The organism is Sphingopyxis sp. UBA6723 (genome assembly GCF_002454115.1).
Taxonomy (GTDB): domain Bacteria; phylum Pseudomonadota; class Alphaproteobacteria; order Sphingomonadales; family Sphingomonadaceae; genus Sphingopyxis.
Genome location: NZ_DKIH01000011.1, coordinates 20,511 through 44,573 on the forward strand (window position 1 = coordinate 20,511; position 24,063 = coordinate 44,573).

25 protein-coding genes are annotated in these 24,063 nt (G+C 63.9%); 11 read left to right on the plus strand and 14 right to left on the minus strand.

The window, feature by feature from the left end; genetic code table 11:
• The first annotated feature begins 144 nt into the window (after positions 1–144).
• Positions 145–636 (plus strand): winged helix-turn-helix transcriptional regulator, encoded by a 492-nt coding sequence (locus B4F07_RS11150; RefSeq protein WP_293703848.1) that lies wholly within the window; start codon positions 145–147, stop codon positions 634–636.
• Positions 637–724: 88 nt separating this feature from the next.
• Positions 725–1,225 carry a hypothetical protein gene (locus tag B4F07_RS11155; RefSeq protein ID WP_293703846.1) on the plus strand — a complete coding sequence of 167 codons (501 nt, stop codon included), beginning with the start codon at positions 725–727 and terminating at the stop codon, positions 1,223–1,225.
• A gap of 3 nt (positions 1,226–1,228) precedes the next feature.
• Here B4F07_RS11155 and clpS read toward each other — a convergent pair whose 3' ends face one another.
• The 3 genes from clpS to B4F07_RS11170 form a co-directional block, all read right to left on the minus strand.
• Positions 1,229–1,591: an ATP-dependent Clp protease adapter ClpS gene (gene clpS / locus B4F07_RS11160; RefSeq protein ID WP_414711736.1), complete on the minus strand. Its 363-nt coding sequence runs from the start codon at positions 1,589–1,591 to the stop codon at positions 1,229–1,231.
• A gap of 199 nt (positions 1,592–1,790) precedes the next feature.
• On the minus strand, positions 1,791–2,546 hold the full coding sequence (locus B4F07_RS11165) for a phasin family protein (RefSeq protein ID WP_293703842.1): 756 nt from the start codon (positions 2,544–2,546) through the stop codon (positions 1,791–1,793).
• A 122-nt stretch (positions 2,547–2,668) separates the two neighbouring features.
• On the minus strand, positions 2,669–4,444 hold the full coding sequence (locus tag B4F07_RS11170; RefSeq protein WP_293703840.1) for a PHA/PHB synthase family protein: 1,776 nt from the start codon (positions 4,442–4,444) through the stop codon (positions 2,669–2,671).
• Positions 4,445–4,555: 111 nt separating this feature from the next.
• Here B4F07_RS11170 and B4F07_RS11175 point away from each other — a divergent pair, with 111 nt between their 5' ends.
• Complete coding sequence (locus tag B4F07_RS11175; RefSeq protein ID WP_293703838.1) at positions 4,556–5,776, plus strand: LL-diaminopimelate aminotransferase; 1,221 nt, start codon at positions 4,556–4,558, stop codon at positions 5,774–5,776.
• Positions 5,777–5,778: 2 nt separating this feature from the next.
• Complete coding sequence (locus B4F07_RS11180) at positions 5,779–6,258, plus strand: DUF2721 domain-containing protein (protein WP_293703836.1); 480 nt, start codon at positions 5,779–5,781, stop codon at positions 6,256–6,258.
• A gap of 118 nt (positions 6,259–6,376) precedes the next feature.
• Here the strand turns inward: B4F07_RS11180 and B4F07_RS11185 are convergent, their stop codons facing one another.
• Positions 6,377–7,945 (minus strand): amidase, encoded by a 1,569-nt coding sequence (locus tag B4F07_RS11185; protein WP_293703834.1) that lies wholly within the window; start codon positions 7,943–7,945, stop codon positions 6,377–6,379.
• Positions 7,946–8,056: 111 nt separating this feature from the next.
• Between B4F07_RS11185 and B4F07_RS11190 the strand changes: the two genes are divergently transcribed.
• Positions 8,057–9,373 (plus strand): spinster family MFS transporter, encoded by a 1,317-nt coding sequence (locus B4F07_RS11190; RefSeq protein ID WP_293703832.1) that lies wholly within the window; start codon positions 8,057–8,059, stop codon positions 9,371–9,373.
• Here the strand turns inward: B4F07_RS11190 and B4F07_RS11195 are convergent.
• Positions 9,370–9,960, minus strand: coding sequence for an NADPH-dependent FMN reductase (locus tag B4F07_RS11195; protein WP_293703830.1), 591 nt, complete (start codon positions 9,958–9,960; stop codon positions 9,370–9,372). The two genes, B4F07_RS11190 and B4F07_RS11195, sit on opposite strands and share 4 nt — an antisense overlap.
• A 73-nt stretch (positions 9,961–10,033) precedes the next feature.
• On the opposite strand from B4F07_RS11195, the gene B4F07_RS11200 reads away from it, so the two are divergent.
• Entirely contained in the window at positions 10,034–10,924 is an 891-nt protein-coding gene (locus B4F07_RS11200) for a haloalkane dehalogenase (RefSeq protein WP_349681328.1), read from the plus strand.
• Between the two features lie 34 nt (positions 10,925–10,958).
• Here the strand turns inward: B4F07_RS11200 and B4F07_RS11205 are convergent, their stop codons facing one another.
• The gene (locus B4F07_RS11205; protein ID WP_293703829.1) at positions 10,959–12,248 is read right to left on the minus strand and encodes an adenylosuccinate synthase; all 1,290 of its coding nucleotides are present in this window, start codon (positions 12,246–12,248) and stop codon (positions 10,959–10,961) included.
• Positions 12,249–12,399: 151 nt separating this feature from the next.
• Here B4F07_RS11205 and B4F07_RS11210 point away from each other — a divergent pair, with 151 nt between their 5' ends.
• Entirely contained in the window at positions 12,400–13,332 is a 933-nt protein-coding gene (locus B4F07_RS11210) for an alpha/beta hydrolase (RefSeq protein ID WP_293703827.1), read from the plus strand.
• Between the two features lie 114 nt (positions 13,333–13,446).
• Positions 13,447–13,824 (plus strand): DOPA 4,5-dioxygenase family protein, encoded by a 378-nt coding sequence (locus tag B4F07_RS11215; RefSeq protein WP_293703825.1) that lies wholly within the window; start codon positions 13,447–13,449, stop codon positions 13,822–13,824.
• A gap of 110 nt (positions 13,825–13,934) precedes the next feature.
• Here the strand turns inward: B4F07_RS11215 and B4F07_RS11220 are convergent, their stop codons facing one another.
• From B4F07_RS11220 to B4F07_RS11230, 3 genes are all read right to left on the minus strand, one after another.
• Positions 13,935–15,047, minus strand: a complete 1,113-nt coding sequence (locus B4F07_RS11220; protein ID WP_293703823.1) for an ATP phosphoribosyltransferase regulatory subunit — start codon at positions 15,045–15,047, stop codon at positions 13,935–13,937.
• Positions 15,048–15,190: 143 nt separating this feature from the next.
• Positions 15,191–16,777: a phosphoglycerate dehydrogenase gene (gene serA, locus B4F07_RS11225; protein WP_293703822.1), complete on the minus strand. Its 1,587-nt coding sequence runs from the start codon at positions 16,775–16,777 to the stop codon at positions 15,191–15,193.
• A gap of 119 nt (positions 16,778–16,896) precedes the next feature.
• A complete protein-coding gene (locus B4F07_RS11230; RefSeq protein WP_293703820.1) occupies positions 16,897–18,024 on the minus strand; it encodes a phosphoserine transaminase in 1,128 nt (375 codons plus the stop codon).
• 170 nt (positions 18,025–18,194) lie between these two features.
• Between B4F07_RS11230 and B4F07_RS11235 the strand changes: the two genes are divergently transcribed.
• Both B4F07_RS11235 and B4F07_RS11240 read left to right on the plus strand, forming a co-directional pair.
• Positions 18,195–18,896, plus strand: a complete 702-nt coding sequence (locus B4F07_RS11235; RefSeq protein WP_293703819.1) for an extensin family protein — start codon at positions 18,195–18,197, stop codon at positions 18,894–18,896.
• Positions 18,897–19,079: 183 nt separating this feature from the next.
• Positions 19,080–19,949, plus strand: a complete 870-nt coding sequence (locus B4F07_RS11240) for an LOG family protein (protein ID WP_293703817.1) — start codon at positions 19,080–19,082, stop codon at positions 19,947–19,949.
• A 256-nt stretch (positions 19,950–20,205) separates the two neighbouring features.
• Here the strand turns inward: B4F07_RS11240 and B4F07_RS11245 are convergent, their stop codons facing one another.
• Both B4F07_RS11245 and B4F07_RS11250 read right to left on the minus strand, forming a co-directional pair.
• Entirely contained in the window at positions 20,206–20,634 is a 429-nt protein-coding gene (locus B4F07_RS11245; protein WP_293703815.1) for a c-type cytochrome, read from the minus strand.
• The gene (locus tag B4F07_RS11250; RefSeq protein WP_293703814.1) at positions 20,634–21,284 is read right to left on the minus strand and encodes a c-type cytochrome; all 651 of its coding nucleotides are present in this window, start codon (positions 21,282–21,284) and stop codon (positions 20,634–20,636) included. The genes B4F07_RS11245 and B4F07_RS11250 overlap by 1 nt, the downstream gene beginning before the upstream one ends.
• Before the next feature lie 171 nt (positions 21,285–21,455).
• On the opposite strand from B4F07_RS11250, the gene B4F07_RS11255 reads away from it, so the two are divergent.
• Complete coding sequence (locus B4F07_RS11255; protein WP_293703812.1) at positions 21,456–22,343, plus strand: prephenate dehydratase; 888 nt, start codon at positions 21,456–21,458, stop codon at positions 22,341–22,343.
• A 5-nt stretch (positions 22,344–22,348) separates the two neighbouring features.
• Here the strand turns inward: B4F07_RS11255 and B4F07_RS11260 are convergent, their stop codons facing one another.
• From B4F07_RS11260 to B4F07_RS11270, 3 genes are all read right to left on the minus strand, one after another.
• A complete protein-coding gene (locus tag B4F07_RS11260) occupies positions 22,349–23,023 on the minus strand; it encodes a CDP-alcohol phosphatidyltransferase family protein (RefSeq protein ID WP_293703811.1) in 675 nt (224 codons plus the stop codon).
• A 119-nt stretch (positions 23,024–23,142) separates the two neighbouring features.
• Positions 23,143–23,634, minus strand: coding sequence for a hypothetical protein (locus tag B4F07_RS11265; RefSeq protein ID WP_293703809.1), 492 nt, complete (start codon positions 23,632–23,634; stop codon positions 23,143–23,145).
• On the minus strand, positions 23,631–24,063 hold a 433-nt coding region (locus B4F07_RS11270; protein WP_293704787.1), incomplete at its 5' end, for a DNA polymerase. The genes B4F07_RS11270 and B4F07_RS11265, both read right to left, overlap by 4 nt.

The following is a 24,063-nucleotide window of genomic DNA, read 5'->3' on the forward strand; positions in this document are numbered from 1 at the left end:
AGAGATTTTTCGGGGCACCAAAGAGAGCTGTTGAGGTTGCGCGTAAGAATGTCGTCATTGCGAGCGAAGCGAAGCAATCCACAGCGGTTTACGCTACCCTGGATTGCTTCGCTTCGCTCGCAATGACATAGGTCGATTAACTCGATGCCCAAACGCACCGTTCTATCCGACACCTTCTGCCCCGTTGGCCGCTCAGCCGAACTGCTCGGCGACCGCGCGGTGCTGCTGATCCTGCGCGATCTGTTCTTCGGCAATCGGCGTTTCGATGTCATCGCCGCCAATACCGGACTTGGCCCGCAGCTCGTCTCGGCGCGGCTCAAGCTGCTCGAAAGCGAGGGCGTGGTCGAACGGCGCGCGTATCACGCGCGTCCGCCCCGCCACGAATATTGGCTGACCGCCAAGGGCAAGGACCTGTTCGACGTGCTCTATGCGATGCGCGGGTGGGCCGAACGCTGGGCGTATCGCGACGGTGAAACTGGCGGCGGACCGGCGATGCGCTATATCCATCGCGCATGCGGCACCGATGTCGGGACGGCGATGATCTGTCCGGGCTGCGGCGAAACGCTGGGCTATGGCGATTTAAAGGGCGAGCCGTCGCCAGCGCTCAAGGCCGAACGGGCGCGGCGCGCGGGCTAGACACATGGCCGCATTCGGATAAGCTTTCGTCTCGATGCCAAGGGAGGCGAAGTTGCGCGGTCGGTCATTTGTCAGCCTTGTCGCTTTCTTGGCCTTTGCTATTGCTATGCCGGTTCACGCTATCCCGCCGCCACCGCCGGAACCCGACCCGGCGGCGGTGATCGAAGCCGATTCACTGGCCCATGAACTGATAGTCTTGAACGAAAGCGATTTGCAGGATCGAACCGGTTTCGCCGTTGCCAGCGAGGCGACGGGGTGGCTTACGGCGACACATCCCGAAGTTCAAGACCCTGCGGTTCTCCGCCGATTTCATCGCGCCATTCGAGCCAGAGTGGACGCTGTGTGGTTAGAGGAGCGGTCCAATATACAGGCGGTTCTAGCCAATCTTTATCGTCAATTGATGTCGGCGAACGACTTGGCCGCCACGCGTGCTTTCATCGCCAGCCCGGCCGGGCAGAATTTTGGACGGATGATTGTCGGGGCCGACATCCACGTGCTCGACGGTGCGGCGTCCGACGCCTTGTATCACCGGTTGTTCCCGGAATTGCCGGGCCTACTCGACGCCGCGCAAAAGCGGGCCGCTGAATAGGCGTCAGGCTTTCTCCAGCGTGCATTGCAGCGGGTGCTGGTTCTGCCGCGCGGCGTCCATCACCTGATTCACCTTGGTCTCGGCCACCTCATAGCTGAACACGCCGCACACGCCGACGCCCTGTTGATGGACGTGGAGCATCACCTGCGTGGCCTGTTCGATGTCCATGTTGAAGAAGCGCTGGAGCACCATCACGACAAATTCCATCGGGGTGTAGTCGTCGTTGAGCAGCAGCACCTTGTACATCGACGGCTTTTTGGCCTTGGCGCGGGTGCGCGTGGCGATGCCGACGCCGGGGGTGCCGGGCGCGCCGTCGTCCTTGTCCGCCATCGCGCGAACAGGCTGGGTGGTCGAAACTGGAAACATCATGGGCAGGAATATCGCAAGCCGCGGGCGAAGCGCAAGGGGCGTGCGCGCGGTTTTTAACCTCTTGTTCGCCAGCCGGGGTCGGCTGGTCGCACCAAAACAAGAACCGCCCGCTTCCAAGGGAAGCGAGCGGTCTTGAGAGTGTCGGCGCAGGCGGGGGGAGGGGGAGGGTGCCCGCGCCAACGGAAGGTAAAGCGCCTTACGCGGCCTTCATCTTCGAAGTGATCACCGAAACGCGGTTCGAGATCGGCGCGAAGCTGTCGTTGGCCATCTTGACGACCAGTTCGCTGGTCTTCGAGGTCTGGGCAACGGCGGCGTCAAACGCCTTCTTGCTGTTTTCGGCATAGAGCTTGAAGAATTCGGTCGGCGACTTGACCGAGGTGTAGCCCTTCAGCGCGGCGGTCGTGTCTTCAAAGCTCTTGCGAGCGAAGGTCACGCCTTCCTGGCCCAGAACTTCCATGTTCTTGGCAGCGATCTTGCCGGCTTCGACCATCGCTTCGATGTTCGCCTTGTTGAATTCGACGGCTTCTTCGGCCAGCTTGCTGGTCTTGCTCATCGCTTCCTTGGCCTTCTCGTTGAAGTCGGCGGTCAGGGCTTCGGTGCGGGTCTTCGCTTCGTCGGCGAACTTCTTGACGGTGTCGTTCATGGTCTTGATTCCTTTGCTGACGGCGGCAACCGGCTTCGGTGCGGCCTTGGGGGCAAGCTTGGGGGAAATTTTCTTCACGGCCGCCTTCTTGGGGGCGACCTTCTTGGCAACTGCCTTGGGAGCAGCAGCCTTTTTCGCGGCCGGCTTGGCTTTTGCCTTAACCGTCTTGATCTTGGCAGGGGCCGCAGCCTTCACCGCTGCGGGAGCAGCGACAACGGCAGGGGCAGCCGGAGCTTCCACCGGCTTGGCGGCGGTTTCCAGCGTCGCGGCTTCGAAAGCCTTTTCGGCACTATCCATCTTTGTAGCCATGGGTAAAACTCCTTTATGTTGCAGTGCACAATATAGGAGTGGCTCGGCTATTTCAAGGATATTTTTGTGCAGCGCACAAAAAAACTCTCATCGCCGTCCATAGGCACGATAATCGCTAGATATTACCGCTGTTTGACATAGCTACCGGGGGCGTCCTCGATAACCTTTTTGGCACCCTTTCCGGGAATGCGGGCGCCCTTGACCGCGACCTTTTCGTCATCCTGCGCCGCAATCCAGTCGATCCAGTGCGGCCACCAGCTGCCCTTGGTCTCGCTGGCGCTCGCGATGAACTCGTCCAGTGTCGCGGCGTTGCTGTCGCCGGTCCAGTATTGATATTTGCCTGCGGCGGGCGGGTTGACCACCCCGGCGATATGGCCTGATCCGGCGAGCAGGAACGTCTTGGCACCGGCCAGATTGTCCATCAACCGCCAGACGCTGGCGAGGGGGGCGATATGATCCTCGCGTCCCGCCTGGATATAGGCGGGGGTCTCGATTTTCCTGAGGTCGATCGGTGTGCCGCATGCCGACAGGCTGTTCGGGATCACCATGCGATTGTCGCGGTACAGGTCGACCAGATATTGGCGGTGCCATTTCGCCGGCAGGTTGGTCGTGTCGCCGTTCCAGTAGAGCAGATCGAAGGGCGGATAGTCATTGCCAAGCAGATAATTGCTGACGACATAATTCCAGATCAGGTCGCGCCCGCGCAGGCTGTTGAACGTCGCGGCCATATAGCGCCCGTCGAGGTAGCCGGGCGCCGAAAGCTGTTCGAGCAATGCCAGATAGCTTTCGTCGACGAACATCTTGAGGTCGCCCGCCTGCTCGAAATCGACCTGCGCGGTGAAGAAGGTGACCGACTTCACCCGATCGGCCTCGCCCTTTGCCGAAAGGATCGCGAGTGTTGCGGCCAGCGTGGTCCCCGCCACGCAATAGCCGATGGTGTGGACCGCGGGCACGTCGAGCGCCGCGCGCACCGTGTCGATCGCATCGACCTGCGCCGCGATATAGTCGTCCCACACAATGTCTTTCATCGATGCGTCGGCCGATTTCCACGACACCATGAACACGCTCAGCCCCTGTTCGACTGCCCAGGCGACAAAGCTTTTCGCCGGGTTGAGATCGAGGATGTAGAAGCGATTGATCCATGGCGGAAAGATGAGGAGCGGGACGGCGTAGACCTCTTTGGTCGTCGGCGTATATTGGATCAGCTGATAGAGGTCAGTCTCATGGATGACTTTACCGGGGGTGGTCGCGATATTCACCCCGACCTCGAACGCGTCCGGGTCGACATGGCTAAGCTGCCCGCGCGACAGGTCGGTCAGCATATGTTGCAAGCCCTTAAGCAGGCTTTCGCCGCGCGTTTCGACCGCGCGTTTGATCACTTCGGGATTGGTGAGCGCCAGGTTGGTCGGCGCCATCGCATCGGCGATGCTTTTTGCAGCGAACTCCATTTTGGCGCGCGCGGCGGGATCCACCCCCTCGAACTGGCGCGTCGTCGTCAGCATCTGTTCGGCGAGTAGACCGTAGGTCTGGCGGATCATTGCAAACACCGGGTTCGACGCCCAGTCGGGGTCAGCAAAACGGCGATCCTTCGTCGCGGTCTCCGACGCGGGCGGGGTCATCGGGTTCAGCGTTGCGAGCGAGGTCCAGAACGCGACCCCTTGTTCCCACATCTTCGACGATTGTTGCGCCCACATTTGCGTCGCCGGGTGTTCAAGCCATGTCGCGGGATCGAACATCGCCGCGGCGCTGATCTTGCCATCATTGGCCTGACCCAGCGCATATTCGAGCATCATCTGCTGCGCGCGCCCGATTACGCTGGCCCAATGCTGCATGTCGTCGGGCGACGGCAGAAACGGGTTGGGAACGTCGGTCGTGTCGCTTTTGTCTGCGTCGCTCATGCTCGTTCCTGCTGGTCAGTGCCGATAGAAGCCTATAACAAGCCGCGGTGCGGCTGGCGAGGCGCCGTTCGCACCTATACCGATAACGAAAAGGAGTTGTTCTAGTTTCCCATGTCCGAAGATGAATTCTACCGCATCAAGCGCCTGCCGCCCTATGTCATCGCTGAAGTCAATGCGATGCGTGCGGCCGCCCGCGCCGCGGGGGAAGACATCATCGACCTGGGGATGGGCAACCCTGACCTGCCGCCGCCGCAGCATGTCATCGACAAATTGTGCGAAGTCGCGATGAAGCCCGACGCGCACGGCTATTCGCAGTCGAAGGGCATCCCGGGGCTGCGCAAGGCGCAGGCCAATTATTACGCCCGCCGCTTCAACGTCGAACTCGATCCCGAGAGCGAGGTCGTGGTGACGATGGGGTCGAAGGAAGGGCTCGCCAGCCTCGCGACCGCGATTACCGGCCCAGGCGACGTGGTGCTGGCGCCGAACCCCAGCTATCCGATCCACACCTTTGGTTTCATCATCGCCGGGGCAACGATCCGCAGTGTGCCGACCACGCCGGACGAGAATTACTGGCGCGCGCTCGACCGCGCGATGGCGTTCACCGTCCCGCGGCCGTCGATTCTGGTGGTCAATTATCCGTCGAACCCGACCGCCGAAGCGGTGGACCTTGCTTTCTATGAGCGGCTCGTCGCGTGGGCGAAGGAGAATAAGGTCTGGGTGTTGTCCGATCTTGCCTATTCCGAACTCTATTACGACGGCAACCCTACCCCTTCGATCCTGCAGATCCCCGGCGCCAAGGATGTTGCGGTCGAATTCACGTCGATGTCGAAAACATATTCGATGGCGGGCTGGCGCATGGGTTTTGCGGTCGGCAACAAACGCCTGATCGCCGCGATGACGCGCGTGAAGTCCTACCTCGATTATGGCGCCTTCACCCCGATCCAGGCCGCGGCGTGTGCGGCGCTTAACGGTCCGCAGGACATCGTCCAGAAGAACCGCGAGCTGTATCAGAAGCGCCGTGATGTCATGGTCGAGAGCTTCGGTCGCGCCGGGTGGGACATCCCGAGCCCCAAGGCGTCGATGTTCGCTTGGGCACCCCTCCCGCCCGCGCTCAAAGAAATGGGCAGTTTGGAGTTCTCGAAGCAGATGCTTATCCACGCCAAGGTCGCGGTCGCGCCCGGCGTCGGGTACGGCGAAGATGGCGAGGGCTATGTCCGCATCGCGATGGTCGAGAATGAGCAGCGGATCCGGCAAGCGGCGCGCAACGTCCGCAAATTCCTGGCGATGCACGGCGTCAATACGCCGTCGGTCGCGTCGGTCGCCGAGGGATGAGCATGACCGGCTCGGCGATGATCGCCGAGACGATCCAGCTGTCGGTCACCCCGGTTTTCCTGCTCGTCGCGACGGGCAGCCTGCTCAACGTCTTCACCGGGCGGCTGGCGCGGGTCATCGACCGGTCGCGCGTCCTGATGGAGCGATGGGCCGACACCGAGGGGTTGGATCATGAGCGCATCGTCGCCGAACTGCGCGTGGTCGACCGGCGGATCGACGTCATCAACAATTCGATTGCGGCGGCGGTTGCGTGCGGCATCGTCGTTTGTTTTCTGGTCGCGCTGTTGTTCGCGCAGGCCTTTGCCGGGTTCAATCTGGGCTTGGCAGCGGCGTGGGTGTTTGCGCTGGCGATGCTGCTGTTGCTGGTGTCGCTCGTGCTGTTCCTGATCGAGGTCCGGCTGGCGATCCGCACCATCCATGTGCCGATGGAGTTGCTCGAGCTGGAAGAGATGGGCTGGCGGCGGCGGCGGGATAAACGGTAGCCCTCTATCACACCCATCCAGTTCCGTTCGCATCGAGCGAAGTCGAGATGCCTATCGTGGGCGCCTTCCTTCGCGGTGTCTCGACTTCGCTCGACACGAACGGACATGTTAAGTTCAGCTAGGGAGCAACACCAACCCGATAGGTTGGCACCACCCGCTTCCGGCTCGCCTGCTCATAACCCGCCGCCAACACGTCCGCATCGGTCCACTTGCCACCGATAAATGATACCCCGATCGGCAGCCCCTGCACCTGCCCCATCGGCACCGTCAGGTGCGGATAGCCAGCAACCGCCGGAAGCTGGCTGGCGCTGGGGCCGGTATAATGGTCGCCGTTCACCAGATCGCTCGTCCAGGCTGGGCCGTTGGTCACGCCGACAAGCACGTCGACGTCATGCTCTTTCATCAACCGGTCGATGCCTTCGGGGCCGGCGAGCCGGGCCGCCTTGTCGCGCGCCGTCACATAGGCGGGACTGTCGAGCCCGCCCTTCGACTCCGCCAGCTCGAACAACGACTGGTCGAACCATTTGAGTTCGGCGGGATTGGCCTTGTTGAACGCGATGAGGTCGGCAAGCGTTTTGGGGCCGTCCTTGGCGGGCAGTCCCGCAAGATAGGTCGCCATATCCGCCTTGAGCTCGGCCATCAGCACTTCAAACTCCGCAGCGCCCAATTCTTCCAGCCCTTTGCGGCTGTCGGCGATCTCCACCACCGTCGCGCCGAGATCGGTCATCTGCTTCAACGCCGCATCGAACAGCGCCGTGATGTCGGCGCGGTCTCCGATGCGGTCGCGCAGCACGCCGATGCGCTTGCCTTTCAATGCATCCGGCGACAGCGCCGCGGTGTAGTCGACCTTGCGCGCGTCGGCCTCGGCGGTCGCCGGATCGGCGGGGTCGCTCCCCGCGATCACTGTCATCACCGCCGCAGCGTCGCGCACGGTCAGGGTCATCGGTCCTGCAGTATCCTGGCTATGGCTGATCGGGACGATATGCGTGCGACTGACCAATCCCACGGTAGGTTTGAACCCGACGATCCCATTGACCCCGGCGGGGCAGGTGATCGATCCGTCGGTTTCGGTCCCGATCGCAAGCGGCGCCAGCGAAGCGGCCACGGCGGCGGCGCTGCCAGCAGACGAGCCGCAAGTGTTGCGATCGAGTGCGTGCGGGTTCTTGGTCAGCCCGCCGACCGCGCTCCACCCGCTGGTCGAATTGTTCGAGCGGATATTCGCCCATTCGCTGAGGTTGGTTTTGCCGAGAATGACGGCCCCGGCGTCGCGCAGCCGCGCCACCAGCGGCGCGTCGCGGTTCGTGATATTGTCCTTCAGCGCCAGCGAACCGGCGGTGGTCGGCAGTGCGCCTTTTGCCTCGATATTGTCCTTCAGCAAGATGGGGATGCCGTGCAGCAGCCCGCGCAGCTTGCCGCTGTGGCGTTCCCCATAGAGCAGCTTGGCTTCGCGCTCGACCGACGGAAAGGTAGCGATGACCGCGTTCAGTTCCGGACCATGGTCATCGATCTTCGATATCCGGTCGAGATAGAGGGTGGTCAGCAGGCTGTCGTACAGCGTGCCGCTGGTCATTTCGGTCTGCAATGTCGCAGCGTCCTTTCCCTCGACCGGCGGCAGGGGCGGCGGCATGGCTATGGCGGGAGCGATCGTCAGCAGGGCTGAGGCGGCGAGCAGCGAAATTTTTTGCATGGGCAACACGCTGCCAGCCGTAGCGGCAATTGCAAGCGGCGATTTTCGGGATGCCGCAACGGCGTTGACACCGATCCCCCCGGTCTGCTCCCATGGCGATGGGAGAATGATATGACTGACAAGCCTGCCCTTGCCACGGGCATCGCCGCGCCTTCCGTCGATGGTGTTTCCACGCAAACCCGGACGATGCTGTGGATCCTGCTGATCGTCTATATCTTCAATTTCCTCGACCGGCAGATCGTCAACATTCTGGCCGAACCGATCAAGGCCGACCTTGGGCTTTCGGACACCCAGCTCGGGCTGCTGGCTGGGCCAGCCTTTGCAGTCTTTTACGCCCTGCTCGGTATCCCGATCGCGCGCTACGCCGACAAGGACGGTACCAACCGGGTGCGGCTGATCGCCATTTCGCTGGCGATCTGGTCGGCAATGACCGCGGTGTGCGGGTTGGCGCAGAATTTCGTTCAGTTGCTGCTTGCGCGGGTCGGTGTGGGGGTCGGCGAGGCGGGATGTACGCCGGCGGCGCATTCCTTGATTTCGGATAGCGTCCCGGTTGAAAAGCGGTCGTCGGCCATTGCCTTTTATGGCCTTGGGGTGCCGATTGGTTCGCTGCTTGGGCTGATCATCGGCGGGGTGGTCAACGACATCTATGGCTGGCGCATCGCGTTGATGATGGTTGGCGCGCCAGGGATTTTGCTGGCGCTGGTGGTGCTATTTGTGATGCGCGAGCCGCGGCACAGCCGAACGGCGGAGGCGGTCGCGACGGCGCGAGCAGTCGTGCCGCTCTCGACCGGCGAAGCCCTGCGCGAAATTTTCAGCTCGCGCGCCTTCATCTACATACTGATTGCGGCGTCTGTCGTTGCCGTGCTCGGCTATGGCAAGGCGCTGTGGACGATCAGCTTCTTCATCCGCAGCCACGGGCTGTCGACGACCGAAGCAGGCCTGTCGATGGCGGTCGTGCTCGGGTTGGCGGGCGCGTTCGGTACCTGGCTCGGCGGCAAGATGGCCGACAAATATGGCCCGCGCGACAAGAAGCATCTGCTGACCTTTCCAGCTTATGGGATGGCGATCGCGGCGCCGATCCTGTTCCTAGGCTATTATATGGAGGACTGGCGCGTCGCGGTGGCGATGCTGATCATCCCGACGATTCTAAATTCAGCCTATTACGGCCCCGCCTATGGCTGTGTGCAGGGGCTGGTCCAGCCGCGCGCGCGGGCGGTCGCGGCGTCGATCATGCTGTTCGGGCAGAATTTGATCGGGCTGGGCCTCGGGCCGTTCCTGTTCGGAGTGCTTTCCGATGCGTTGCAGCCGGTAGCGGGGCAGGAAAGCGTGCGCTGGGTGTTGTATGGCGCCGCGTGGCTGGGGCTGATCCCGGCGTTTTTCTTCTGGCGCGCCAGCCTGCGACTCAAGGCCGAGCTGAAGTCGGGTTAATAGGGCGGATCGACCTTCGCGCGCTGCGCCTTGGCAGCATCGATCCACCAATTGAGGTCGTCGGCAAAGCGCGGGAAGCTCTTGACCAGCCGCGCCCCATCCTCGCCCGTCGGCTGACCATCGGCGTCGAACGCACCGCCGATCCGCCCGACCGGCAGGATCGAGCTGGTCACCGCCATCCCCATTTCCCCGAGCGTATCGCGCCAGCCCATCATCGCGCGCACCCCCGACCATGGCCCCGCCGAGTAACAGGCGATCGCCGCAGGCCGCCAGAACCATTCTTCGAGAAAATGGTCGGTCAGGTTCTTCAGCCCCGGCTGTGGCCCCCAATTATATTCGCCCGTGACGAACAGGAAGCCGTCGGCGGCGCGGATCTTGGCCGCGAGCTCGGCCATTGCGGGCGGCGCCGCGCCCTGTGGATATTCCTTGAACATGCGGTCGAGCATCGGCAGCCCCACCGCCTTCGCATCGATCAGTTCGGCGCTGTCGCCGCGTGCGACGATCGCGTCGATCAGCCACTGCGCGAGTTTGATCCCCTGCCGGTCGCGGCGATAGCTGCCGTAGAAAACGAGAATATGTCGGGTCATCGCGCGACGGTGGCACGGCTTGCGCTGCAACGGAAGTCCCCTAAGCTGCCCGTGACCAAGGGTGGGGGAGAATATGATGCGCGTTTATCGCACGCCGGACGATCGTTTTGCGGATTTGCCGGACTGGCCCTACACGCCAAACTATACCGAGATCGTCGACGGCCTGCGCGTTCATTATGTCGATCAGGGCGCGCCCGATGCCCAGCCGGTGCTTATGCTGCACGGCGAGCCGACCTGGGCCTATCTCTATCGCCATATGATCGGTCCGGCGGTCGATGCCGGGTTTCGTGTCGTCGCGCCTGACCTGATCGGCTTCGGGCGCTCCGACAAGCCGCTCGACCGCGCGGCGTACAGCTATGCGGCGCAGGTCGCATGGATGCGGCAATGGATCGAGGCGCTCGACCTCAAAAACATGATTCTCGCCTGTCAGGATTGGGGGTCGCTGATCGGACTGCGATTGGTTGCCGAAATGCCCGAGCGGTTTGCGGGCGTCGCGCTGTCGAACGGGGGGCTGCCCGAGGGCCAGCCTGCGCCGCGCGCCTTCGCCATCTGGCGTGCCTTTTCGCGCTACAGCCCGGTGTTCCCGATCGGCAAGATTATCAACGCGGGTGCCAAGCGCGAACTGAGCACGGCCGAGATCGCCGCCTATGACGCGCCGTTCCCGACCCGCGCGTCGAAGGTCGCCGCGCGGGTTTACCCGTCGTTCGTGCCGCTGGGCGACAATGTCGCGGTACCCGACCAGAAGCGCGCTTGGGCGGCGCTTGAGGCGTTCGACAAGCCGTTCCTGTGCTGCTTTTCCGACGGCGATCCGATTACGCGCGGCGGCGATGCGCTGTTTACCGGACGGGTGCCGGGCGCACAGGGCATGGCCCACCGGACTTTGCGTGGCGGGCATTTCATTCAGGAGGACGACCCGGTCGGCTTCGTCGCGGCGATCCGCGATGTGGCGGCTGCTGGCAGCTGATCCTCCCCATGGCTTCGCCTCAGGGAGGATCGGTTCAGTCGCTGAACGGGTCGCGGATCAGGATCGTGTCTTCGCGCTCGGGGCTGGTTGACACGAGCGCGATCGGGGTTTCGATCAGTTCCTGGACGCGCTGAATATATTTGATCGCCTGCGCGGGCAGGTCCGCATAGCTGCGGGCGCCAGCGGTCGTTTCCTGCCAGCCGTCCATTTCCTCGTAGATCGGCTCGACCTCGGCCTGATCGGCAGAATGGGCGGGGAAATAGTCGAGGATCTTACCGCGGAGGCGATAGCCTGTGCAGATGCGGATCGTGTCGAAGCCGTCGAGCACGTCGAGCTTGGTCAGCGCGATGCCCGTGACGCCCGATACGGCGCAGCTCTGGCGCACGAGCACCGCGTCGAACCAGCCGCAGCGGCGCTTGCGCCCGGTGACGGTGCCGAACTCATGCCCGCGCTCGCCCAGCTTTTGACCGATCGCGTCCTCAAGTTCGGTGGGGAAAGGGCCGCTGCCGACGCGCGTCGTATAGGCCTTGGCGATGCCGAGCACGAAGCCGACTGCGCCGGGGCCGAGGCCTGAACCGCTGGCGGCCGTGCCGCTCACGGTGTTCGAGCTGGTGACGAAGGGGTAGGTGCCATGATCGACGTCGAGCAGCACGCCCTGCGCGCCCTCGAACAGGATGCGCGCGCCCGCCTTGCGGACTTTCTTGAGCCGCTTCCAGACGGGCTGCGCATATTCGAGCACATAGTCGGCGATTTCGGTGAGGTCGGCGACCAGGCGTTCGCGGTCGATCGGTGGTTCGCCGAACCCGGCGCGCAGCGCGTCGTGGTGCGCAGTGAGGCGGTCGAGCTGCGGTTCGAGCTTGTCGAGGTGCGCGAGGTCGCAGACGCGCAGCGCGCGGCGTCCGACCTTGTCCTCATAGGCCGGGCCGATGCCGCGCCCCGTCGTCCCGATCTTGCCCGCGCCCGCGGCGGTCTCGCGCAGCGCGTCGAGATCGCGGTGGAACGGCAGGATCAGCGCGCAATTGTCGGCAATCGCAAAATTCTCGGCATTGATGACGACCCCCTGGCCGCGCAGCTTGGTGATTTCGTCGCGCAGCGCCCACGGGTCGAGCACGACGCCGTTGCCGATGATCGACAGCGTCCCGGTGACGATGCCCGAGGGAAGCAGCGACAGCTTGTACACCTGCTCGCCGACGACGAGCGTATGACCGGCATTATGCCCGCCCTGAAACCGGACGACGGCATCGGCGCGGCTGGCGAGCCAGTCGACAATCTTGCCCTTGCCCTCGTCGCCCCATTGCGACCCGATGACGGTAACATTTGCCATGATGCTGTCCTGCTGAACCGGGCCTAAAATGACCAATGCTGGCCCGGCGCGGCCTTAGCGGATTTGGCTGGAGAGGCAAGCACGCTGGGATGATTTTGCGACATTTGGGGCGGACAAGAGACAGGCGCCGGGGGGCGATGGAGGTGCAGATATGAGCAAGCGATACTGGATCGGCCTGTTCGCGGCGACCGCCGTGGTGGCAAGTGGCATGCCGGCGAGCGATGCGCGCGAAAAGCTGCGTGAACGCCTGCGCGAACGGATGGCTGAGCGCATGGGCGCGGACGAAGGGCCGCAGGTACCGGGTGGTGAGACGATAGCCTATGGCAGCGATCCGTTGCAGGTGCTCGATATCTGGCGCGCAAAGGGCGCGAAAGGGCCGGCGCCGCTGATCGTCTATGTCCATGGCGGCGGGTGGAAACGTGGCAGCAAGGACAATGCGACCGGGCGCTTCAAACCGGTGCATTATCCGGAGCAGGGCTATGCCTTTGCCTCGATCAACTATCGCCTCGTCCCCGCCGCGACGGTCGAGCAGCAGGCGGCGGACGTCGCGAGCGCGGTGAAAGCCTTGGTCGATCGCGCCAGCACGCTGGGCATCGATCGGCGGCGCATCGTCTTGATGGGGCACAGCGCGGGCGCGCATCTGGTCGCGCTGGTCGGGACAGACGAACGCTATCTGAAGGGCGCCGGGCTGTCGTTCGCTGACGTCGCGGGGATAATCCCCAATGACGGCGCCGCTTACGATGTGCCGGCGCAAATGAAGGACGGTCCGCCGATCATGCAAAAAACCTATGCGCAGGCGTTTGGCACCGATCCGGCGCGGCAAAAGGCCTTGTCGCCGACCGCGCATGCATCGGCACCTAACGCGCCCGACTTTCTGCTGCTTTATGTCCAGCGGCCTGATGGCGTTCGGCAGGCGAAGGCCTTGGGCTCCGCGCTGACAGCGGGTGGCAGCCGGGTCGAACATGGCAGTTTCCCCGGCGAGGGGCTGAAGGGCCATGCCGAGATCAACCGCAGCTTGGGCGATCCGGCTTACGCGGCGACGGGCGCGGTCGATGCATGGTTGAAACGGGTGTTCGGGAAATAGCCCTCGTCATTGCGAGCGTAGCGAAGCAATCCAGAGCAGAGTAAAGCCGCTCTGGATTGCTTCGCTACGCTCGCAATGACGAACGAAGGGGCAACGGAGCCAAGAGGAATACCGATGACAAACCCCGACGCCCCCTATCATGCCCACATCTATTATTACCCGACCGAGCGCCCCGCCGCGGCCGCGCTGCGCGACGCTTTCGGGCAGAATCCCGCTATCCTGTTCGTCGGCGCCATGACCGATGGCGCGGCGGGGCCGCATCCGATTGCGCAATATGAGGTGCATTTTCGGGCGCGTTCGCAAGCCGCGGTGGTGGCCGCCATCGAAGCGACCGGCCTGCGCGCGCTGGTGCATCCACTGACCGACGACGATTTGGCCGACCATACGACGTTGGCGCACTGGATCGGCGAGCCGGTAGTGCTGGATGTGACCGTGCTCGATCCACTGGGGGTCAATCAGGGCGTGCCGCGGTTCGGGATTTCGGATTTTTAGCTTGGGCCTTTAAACCCCGTTCGTATCGAGCGAAGTCGAGATACGTTGGGGCTGCCCAAGCGGTCGCGTGTCTCGACTTCGCTCGACACGAACGGATTTTGGGGGATGCCTCAGGCCTCGACCGGCCCATCGGCGCCCAGCCGCCACCCACATCCCAGCGCCTGCGCATCGTCGGCGTCGGACAGCGCCGCCACCGTTTGCCAGTCGTCGGCGCGCAGGCTGGCGGCGAGCGCGGGATCGTGGCCGAGTGGGAGAAAAATGCGGCGGTCGCGGTCGTCGTCAGCGCCGAGCCCCGCGTCGATGAGCGGGTCGGGATAAAGCGAGAAGCCGACGGCGGCCTCTTCCTGTTCGCCGACCGGAATTGCATAGCCGCCGCCGCGGCCGACCGCGTCGCCCTGGCCGGGGACGAAGATTTGGAACCCGAACCAGCTTTGATAGGCAAAGCCGTGGCGCTCGGTCGGGTCGAGGGTCAGCGTCACGCGGTCGCGCACCGGCGCCGCAATCGCTTCCAGCGCGTCGATGCGCGCGGTGAGGACGCCCGATGTGTCAAAGGCTCGCAGGTCGGCGATCGCCTGATCGAACGGCCCGGTGGCGCGGAGCAGCGGCAGATAGGCGGCGGCGCCGATGCGGGTCAGCGCGCCGGCGTCCTTGGCGTCGAGTTCGTCGCGCAGTTGCTGGATGTCGGTATCGACCGGCAGCGGGCCGTTCGCGAGCAGGTCGACGACGTCGGGCAGGGTGAAGTCGATCGTCACCGGGCCGATGCCGGCGGCTTCGAGCGCATCAATTGCGACACCAACGATCTCGCGCGCCGCGGCGACACTGTCGCTGCCGATCAGCTCGGCGCCGACCTGGAGCATTTCGCGCGCCGGGCGGAGCTGGCTGGCGCGCAGTTTGACGACCTGTCCGGCGTAGCAAAGGCGCAGGGGGCGGGGCGCATTGGCGAGCAGCGAAGTGGCAATGCGGCCGACCTGCCGCGTGATGTCGGGACGCAGTGCCAGCGTGCGCTGCGACACCGGATCGGTGAAGCGCAGCAGGTCGCGGACGGTGCGATCGTCATCGCCGCCCAGCGTTTCGCGAAATTCCGCGAGCGGCGGTGAGACGCGGCCATAGCCGTGCGCCCGCATCGCATCGACGAGCGCGCGGGTAACGCGCGATGCGGCCTCGGCCTGTTGGGGGAGGCGGTCGCGGAGGCCTTCGGGCAGCAGGGCGGGGGTGCGAGGCATGGTGAGGCCTTAGGCGGGTCGAAATCGGGATTCAACAATCCAGAATCTCCGTTCGCATCGAGCGAAGTCGAGATGCCTTGATGGCATAGTCTGCCAACGGGTGTCTCGACTTCGCTCGACACGAACGGAAATAGAGGGTGGTGCTAGAATTTGAGTCCCTTCACCGTCTTCACCCCCGGAAGTTGGCACAGCTGCCACAGAAGCGGCTCGGGCATTGGCGAATCGAGGCTCAAAAGCAGCACCGCTTCGCCGCCCGCGGCGCGGCGGCCGAGGTGGAAGGTGCCGATGTTGAGTCCGGCTTCGCCCAAGGCCGTGCCGATACGGCCGATGAAGCCCGGCGCATCCTCGTTGACGATGTAGAGCATGTGGCCGTCAAGATCGGCCTCGACCTTGATTCCGAACATTTCGACCAGCCGCGGGTCGCCGTTGCTGAACAGCGTGCCCGCGACCGAGCGGTCGCCCTGTTCGGTCGCGACGGTGACGCGGACGAGCGTGTGATAGTCGCCGTCGCGGTCATGTCGGACCTCGCGCACATCGAGCCCGCGCTCGCGTGCGAGGTGCGGGGCGTTGACCATGTTCACGCTGTCCGAATAGCGGCGCATCAGGCCCGTGAGCACCGCGGCGGTGATCGGCTTGAGGTTGAGTTCGGCGGCGGCGCCCTCGACCTCGACCGAAATGGTGGTGAGGTTGTCGTGCGCGAGCTGGCCGACGAGGCTGCCAAGCTTTTCGGCGAGGCTCATATAGGGGCGCAGCTTCGGTGCTTCCTCGGCCGACAGGCTGGGGACGTTGAGCGCGTTGGTGATGCCGCCGGTAAGCAGATAGTCCGAAATCTGCTCGGCGACCTGGATGGCGACATTGACCTGCGCTTCGTCGGTCGACGCGCCCAAATGCGGGGTGCAGATGAAGTTTGGCGCGCTGAACAGCGGGTGGTCGGCAGCGGGGGGCTCCTGCGCGAACACGTCGAGCGCGGCGCCCGCGACATGGCCCGATTCCAGCGCGTCCTTGAGCGCCGCTTCATCAATCAGCCCGCCGCGCGCGCAGTTGATGATCCGCACGCCCTTCTTTGCTTTGGCGATATTCTCGGCCGACAGGATGTTGCGCGTCTGGTCGGTCAGCGGGGTGTGCAGCGTGATGAAATCGGCCTTGGCGAGCAGAGTGTCGAGATCGGCTTTTTCGACGCCAAGTTCGATCGCGCGCTCGGGGGTCAGGAAGGGGTCGAAGGCCACGACCTTCATGCGCAGGCCCAGCGCGCGCTCGGCAACGATGCTGCCGATATTGCCGCAGCCGATCAGGCCGAGCGTCTTCGACGTCAGCTCGACGCCCATGAAGTCATTCTTCGGCCATTTGCCCGCCTGCGTTCCGGCGTTCGCTTCCGGAATCTGGCGGGCGAGCGCGAACATCATCGCGATCGCATGTTCGGCGGTGGTGATGCTGTTGCCGAACGGGGTGTTCATCACGATGACGCCCTGCTTCGACGCCTCGGGAATGTCGACATTGTCGACGCCGATCCCGGCGCGGCCGACGACTTTCAGGTTGGTCGCAGCGGCGAGCACGTCGGCGGTGACCTTGGTGGCCGAACGGATCGCGAGGCCGTCATAGGCGCCGATCATCGCGATCAGCTCGTCCTTGGTCTTGCCGGTGATGACATCGACGTTGATGCCGCGCTCTTTGAATATCTGCGCGGCTTTGGGGTCCATTTTGTCGGAAATCAGAACTTTGGGTGCGGTCATTGCAATGGCTTTCAAAACTCGGTTTGTCCTGAGCTTGTCGAAGGACAGTATTTCTCTTGGACGTCGGAAGAAAAGAGCGGCCCTTCGACAAGCTCAGGGCGAACGGTAGAGGGGAAGCGTCAGGCCGAAAGGCTCGCGTAGGCCCAGTCGAGCCACGGGCCCAGCGCTTCGATATCGGCGGTGTCGACGGTCGCGCCGCACCAGATGCGAAGCCCTGGCGGCGCGTCGCGATAGCCCGCGATGTCGTAGGCTGCGCCCTCGGCTTCGAGCAGCCCTGCGAATTTCTTGATGAAGCCCTCATCAGCCCCGGCGACCGAAAGACAGACCGACGTTTTCGACCGGCTGGCGGGATCGGCAGCGAGGTGGCTGAGCCATTCGCGATCCGCGACGATCTTGTCGAGCGCCGCCGCATTGGCATCGCTGCGCGCCTTCAGGCCGTCGAGACCACCGAGCGATTTCGCCCATTCGAGCGCGAAGATCGCATCTTCGACCGCGAGCATCGACGGGGTGTTGATCGTCTCACCCTTGAACACGCCTTCGGCGAGCGCGCCCTTGCTGACGAGGCGGAACACTTTCGGCAGCGGCCAGGCGGGAGTGTAATTCTCGAGCCGTTCGACGGCGCGCGGACCGAGGATCAGCACGCCATGGCCGCCTTCGCCGCCGAGCACTTTCTGCCAGCTGAAGGTCGCGACGTCGATCTTGTCCCACGGCATGTCGTAGGCGAACACCGCCGAGGTCGAGTCGGCGAAGGACAGCCCTTCGCGATCAGCCGGGATCCAGTCGCCGTTCGGGACGCGGACGCCTGATGTGGTGCCGTTCCAGGTGAACAGAACGTCGTTCGACCAGTCGACTTTTGTCAGGTCGGGAAGCTGGCCGTAATCGGCGCGGATCACGGTCGGATCGAGCTTGAGCTGCTTCGCTGCGTCGGTGACCCAGCCCTCACCGAAGCTCTCCCATGCGAGCGTCGTGACGGGGCGGGCGCCGAGCATCGTCCACATTGCCATTTCGAAAGCGCCGGTGTCGGAGCCCGGGACGATGCCGATGCGGTGCGTATCGGGCAGCTGCAGCATCTCGCGCATCAGGTCGATGCAATAAGCGAGCCGCGTCTTGCCGATCTTCGCACGATGCGAGCGACCCAGCGATTCGGTGGCTAGTTTGTCGGGGGACCAGACCGGCGGCTTGGCGCAGGGTCCGGACGAGAAAAACGGGCGCGCAGGGCGCAATTCGGGTTTCGGCACTTCACTCATTTAGTCTCTCCTTGCAGAGAGCTCGCGCGGCGTTGGGACCGCGTGGCCCGGCGCCGCCTTTAGGGTCGGACACGCAACTGTCAAACAAAATGCGTGGGCCGCGCCAGATTTCGGGTGAGTTGAGGCAAGTATAAAGAGCTTGTTAACCATCTTGTCGGTATTTTGACGCCATGCCGTTTCCGTCGTTCTTGCAGCCCCGGATCCTGATCGCCGCCACCGCAGCGCTGGCGCTCTCGGCGTGTTTCGGCAGCCCTGACGTGATGAAGCGTGGTGACCCAAAGCGTCCAACAGCCAGCGCGCCGAAGCGTCCGCAAGTTGCGCCGACTCCGTCCTTCACCAGCGCCGAAGCGCAGCAATGCGCCTTCGAACTGAAGCAGGCGGGGGTGCGCTTTACGCCGCTTCCCAATCAGGATCATGGCGGGGGGTGTAGCTCGATCGACTCGGTCAAGCTGCTCGACATCGGCACCCCGACGACAAATCTGGGCGCGATGACCTGTCCGCTGGCGAGGAGTTTCGCAGGTTGGGCGCAGTTTGCGGTAAAGCCCGCGGCGCGGAAATACTTTGGGCAAGAGGTGGTGAAGATCGAGACGTTCGGCACCTACAGCTGCCGCAACATTTACGGCGGCCGCTCTGGCCGACTGTCGCAGCACGCTTATTCGAACGCGGTCGATGTATCGGGTTTTGTGCTCGCCGACGGACGGCGGATCATGCTCGACGGCGGATGGCATGGCGACAAGGCGTCACAGGACTTCCTCCGCGCGCTGCACAAATCGGGCTGCCGCCGCTTTGGCACGGTGCTTGGGCCGGACTATAACGCCGCGCATTATAATCATTTTCACTTCGACATGAGCGGCAACGGTTATTGCCGGTAACTTAGCTGGCGCGCCTCATTACATCGTCATCCCGGCGAAGGCCGGGATCTCGCCGGTGCGTCAAGATTTGACGTTGAGATCCCGGCCTTCGCCGGGATGACGAAATAGTAAGAGACCGTAAAGGGCGCCGCTCAAATCGTCCCCGACTTGGCAAAGTCATGCCGAACGGCTAGCCGCTGTCCAATGGCAGAAGATAAACAACCCCATCGCTCGCGCTTCCACAAAGCCAAGGACGACGCGCAGTTCGCCAAGCAGGCGACCACCACCCCGCAGACCGCGAGCGCCGCGTACAAGCTGGCGTTTCAGGACAACGACTTCCTGCTGCGTGAAGATTTGCGACCGGTGCGGTTCCAACTGGAACTGCTCAAGCCCGAACTGCTGCTCGACGAGGCGAAGATCGAATCGATGCTGGTCATCTATGGCTCGGCGCGGATTCCCGAACCCGCAGAGGCCGACGCGCTCGAAGCCGCGGCGACCGACGATGTCCAGCGCAATATCGCGCGCCGCTTGAAGGCCAAGGCAAAATATTATGAAGAGGCGCGCAAGCTGGCGCGGCTGGCGAGCCAGGTGCCGCCCGACGAAAATGGCTGTCGCCACTTCGTTGTCTGTTCGGGCGGCGGGCCGTCTATCATGGAAGCGGCGAATCGCGGCGCCGATGATGTCGGCAAGGAATCGGTCGGGCTGAACATCGTGTTGCCGCACGAACAGGCGCCGAACCGCTTTGTCACCCCCGATCTCAGTTTCCAGTTCCACTATTTCGCGTTGCGCAAGATGCATTTCCTGCTCCGCGCGCGCGCGGTGTGCGTGTTTCCGGGCGGCTTTGGCACCTTTGACGAGATGTTCGAGCTGCTGACGCTGATCCAGACCGGCAAGATCAAGCCGATCCCGATCGTCCTGTTCGGCAAGGAGTTCTGGGAACGCGTCGTCAATTTCGAGGCGCTGGTCGAAGAGGGCGTGGTGAGCGCGCGCGACCTGGGGCTGTTCAAATTTGTCGAGACTGCCGAAGAGGCGTGGCAGATCGTCCAGGATTTTTACGCTGCGATTGAAGAATAGGGGTAACGAATCTGTCGCCCCCGCGAAGGCGGGGCCGCTACCGGCCTACTCCTGCGCCGCTGACTAAACCGTTTTGCGTTGAATCTGGATCATCATCCGACCCCGTTCGTGCTGAGCTTGTCGAAGCACCGCTCTTTCTTTCAGCGTTCCAAAGAAGAACGGCCCTTCGACANNGACAAGCTCAGGGCGAACGGTTCAAACTTAACGTACGCCGCTATAAACCAACAGCAGCCCCGCCTTCGCGCGGGCGACCATGTTATTTCTGGCTTTCCAGATACAGGATCAACGCCTTGCGATCCGCGGCGTCGATCACCCCGGCAAAGGCCATCCGCGTTCCGGGCACCGCCTTCATCGGCGCCTCAAGATAGGCGTCGAGCGCGGCCTCGTCCCAGACGCCGCCCTTGGCCTTCATGGCGCTTGAATAAGAAAAATCGGGCTTCGACGCGACCGCGGCGCCGACGACACCGTGCAGGTTGGGGCCGATGCCGTTACGGCCGCCCTTGTCGACCGTGTGACAGGCGACGCAGCGTTTGAAAACTTGCTCGCCCATCGCAGCGGTCGGCGCGACGGTAGCAGCCGACGCGTCCACCGCGTCGCCAGAGGCGACGTCGGCCGGAGGCGTTTCGCCTTTGCCGCAGCTGGCGAGGGCAAAGGCGCCTGCCAGCAGGACAGGCGCGAGGCGCATTATTTCTTGGCTTCGGCCGGAGCAGGAGCGGCGGCGGCCGCGTCGGCAGCCGGCGCAGCGGCGGCGCCTTCGGCGGGGGCGGCAGCCGCTTCGCCTTCAGCCGGGGCCGCACCTTCGGCAGGCGCAGCGGCTTCGGGGGCGGGCAGCGGCAGGTTCGAACCCTGCGTGTTCATATACAGGATCAGGTTCGCGCGGTCTTCGGCGCTGCTGAGACCCGCGAACGACATTTTGGTACCCGGCGCATATTTGCGCGGGCTGGCGAGCCAGGCGTCCATGGCTTCGAAGGTCCAGTTGCCGGGAACGCTCTTGAGCGCATCAGAATAGGCAAAGCCAGCGACATGGCCGTGCGACTTGCCAAGCGCGCCCCACAGATTCGGGCCGATGCCATTGGCGCCGCCCGAAGCGATGGTGTGGCAGGCGGCGCATTTTGCGAAGACCGCTTCACCCTTTACCGGATCGGCGGCGGCGAGCAGATTGGCGATCGGCACCGCAGCGGCGGCGCCCGCGCCAGCTTCGGCGTCTTCGATAGGGAAACCGGGCTTTTCCGGGCTATGGCCGGCAAACAACATGCTTGACCCGATGGTCAGGCCCAGCGCGCAAATGCCGGCGAAAAGCACCCAGCCAGCGATCGTGTTGTTGCGATTATCCATGCTCTTTGAGCCCCGTTAGCTGGCGCCCGCTTGCCGGACGCATATCTGATTTGGACGCTCCCTTACTGGCGCGGCGACGGCGGCGCAAGGGGATGAAATCGTCAAGCGCGACCGGTTGCGTCGTCCCGCCGCTGCCGCTATTCGCCGCCGCTCCAGCGCGGGAAGGCAATCATGGGCAGCTATTCGGCTTCGGCACAGCATCTGGTCGATACAATGCGCGCAGCGGCCTTGGCCGCGCCGGCGCGGGGACTGGCTTTTCAGGGCGCGCCCGGCGCGAACAGCGACCTCGCCGCGCGCGAACATGACGCGGACGCCCTTCCGATGCCCTGCTACGCCTTTCAGGACGCGATCGATGCGGTGCGCGACGGCCGCGTCGACCGTGCGATTATCCCGATCGAAAATAGCCTGCACGGCCGCGTCGCCGACATCCACTTCCTGCTTCCCGAATCCGGGCTGTCGATCGTCGGCGAGCATTTTTTGCGCATCCGCCACGGGCTGATGAGTCGCAATCTGGGCCCGGTGACGCGCGCGATGAGCCACGAACAGGCGCTAGGCCAATGCCGCCACTGGCTGCGCGCGCATCATATTTCGCCCGTCGCGCACAGCGATACGGCGGGCGCCGCTGCCTGGGTTGCGGACAGCGACGAGGTCGGGTTGGCCGCGATTGCGCCGCCACATGCCGCCGAACTCTATGGGCTGACGCTCCACGAAGCGGGGATCGAGGATGCCGAACATAATATGACGCGCTTTGTCGTTCTGGCGCGTGAACCGATGCCGCCGCCCGCGGGCGTGGCGTCAATGACGACCTTCATTTTCGAGGTGAAGAATATCCCGGCGGCGCTGTACAAAGCGCTGGGCGGTTTCGCGACCAACGGTGTCAACATGACAAAGCTGGAAAGCTATCAGGTCGGCGGCAGTTTTGCCGCGACAAAATTTTACGCCGACATCGTCGGGGCGCCGGGCGACGAGCGCGTCGATCGGGCGCTGGAGGAACTGGATTTCCAGACCAAGTCGCTCAGTCTGCTCGGCACCTATCCGCAGGCGCGCCCGCGGCCCTGACCCGCTCAGCCGCCGCGGCGGCGCAGCATTCGCGCGGTTGCCGACGTCTGGACAATGAACAATGTCACCAGAATGCTGGAGACGACCAGCGCGAACAGGTCGAACACCGAAAAATTGGTGCCGCCGATGTCGGCGCCGCCGACGATCGGCATCGCGATTGTCATCGCCATCAGCATCAACCGCAGCTCGGTCGGCCCGCCCGCCATATAGGACAGGCGAAACTCGCCGACGACCTTGGCGGCGATGAAGGTGTGGATCGACAACAGGAAATAGCCGATGACTGCCATCAGCGCTACGTCGAAGCGCATATAGGGGCTCATCCCGATCGCGCTGACCATCAGCAAGGTCGCGAGCGCATCAACGCTATGATCGACGAAATAGCCATAATTGGGGCGCTCGATGCCCCGCCAGCGGGCGAGACTGCCGTCGAGGGAGTCGCCGAACCAGTTGACGATGTAGCCCAGGAGGCAGAGCCCCAACCATTCGCTGTCGAGCCAGCTGAGCATATACCCGGCCGCGACCATGACGGCGCCCAAAAACCCGAGCGCGGTCAGCTTGTCGGGCGTCACCCATTGCGGCAGGTGCGGGCAGATCCAGTTGAGGAGGCGGCGTTCGCTGCGCGCGAGAATATTTTGCTGAATACGAACCGGCGCCTGCGCGACGGGCTGAAACTTGCTCATGGAAACCCTTTGATGCTGGCTGTCACATTATCGCCAGCCAAATGTCATCAACGCGTCATAGAGCGAAATGTCCGGGCGGGAAAGGGCGGTGCCGACAGCATGGCGCACCGGGGCGTCGTTCAGTCCTGCCAGGGACCGATTTCGCCGACGTCGCCCACGGTGCGATAGCGAACAGCGTCGTCGGTCCACGCGACCTCCCACATCGGGGCGGAGCGCGCCCATTCGCCGATCACGAACAGCGGTATCCGGTTCGCGGCGACGAACGCAAGGTCGCTCGCACTGGGGCCGGGGACGGGGGTTTCGTAGCGCTGGCGCAAGCGAACAACCGCGAGCGTGCCTTGTGGCGGAGTCGGCAATGCCTGGCGCGATGGAAAGCCGACACTGGTGGCGATAACGGGAAACCCCTTGTCGTCGCGGGTGATCAGCAGCACCTTGTCGGCGCTGGCAATCGGTCCGCCCACCGGACGCCCGGCAACCTTGCGTCCGGCGATCGCAACAAATTCGCGCAGATCCGCGTCGGCGATGGGCGCCGCAGCCGCCACAGCGGCCGGGGCCGACGCAGCGGCGGGATCGGCGGCGAGCGCCGCGATGAACAGCAGGGCGGCGATCAATGCGCTTCGCCCCAGCTTTTGCCGATGCCGATTTCGACCTCCAGCGGGACCGACAGCGTCAATGCGGGTTCGGCGGCGCCCATCATCACCGTGCGGATCACCTCGCCAGCGGCTTCGGCTTTGTCGGCGGGCGCCTCGAACACCAGTTCGTCGTGGACCTGCAGCAACATCTTGACGTCGGACAGCCCGGCGTCCGCCAGCGCCGCGGGCATCCGTGCCATCGCGCGCTTGATCAGGTCGGCGCTGGTCCCCTGGATTGGCGCGTTGATCGCGGCGCGTTCGCTGCCCGCGCGCTCGTTCTGGCTCGCCGCCTTGATGCGGGGAAACCAGGTTTTGCGCCCGAACAGCGTCTCGGTATAGCCTTTGGTGCGTACGCTTTCGAGCGTGTCGGTGATATAATCGGAAATGCCGGGGAAGCGCTCGAAATAG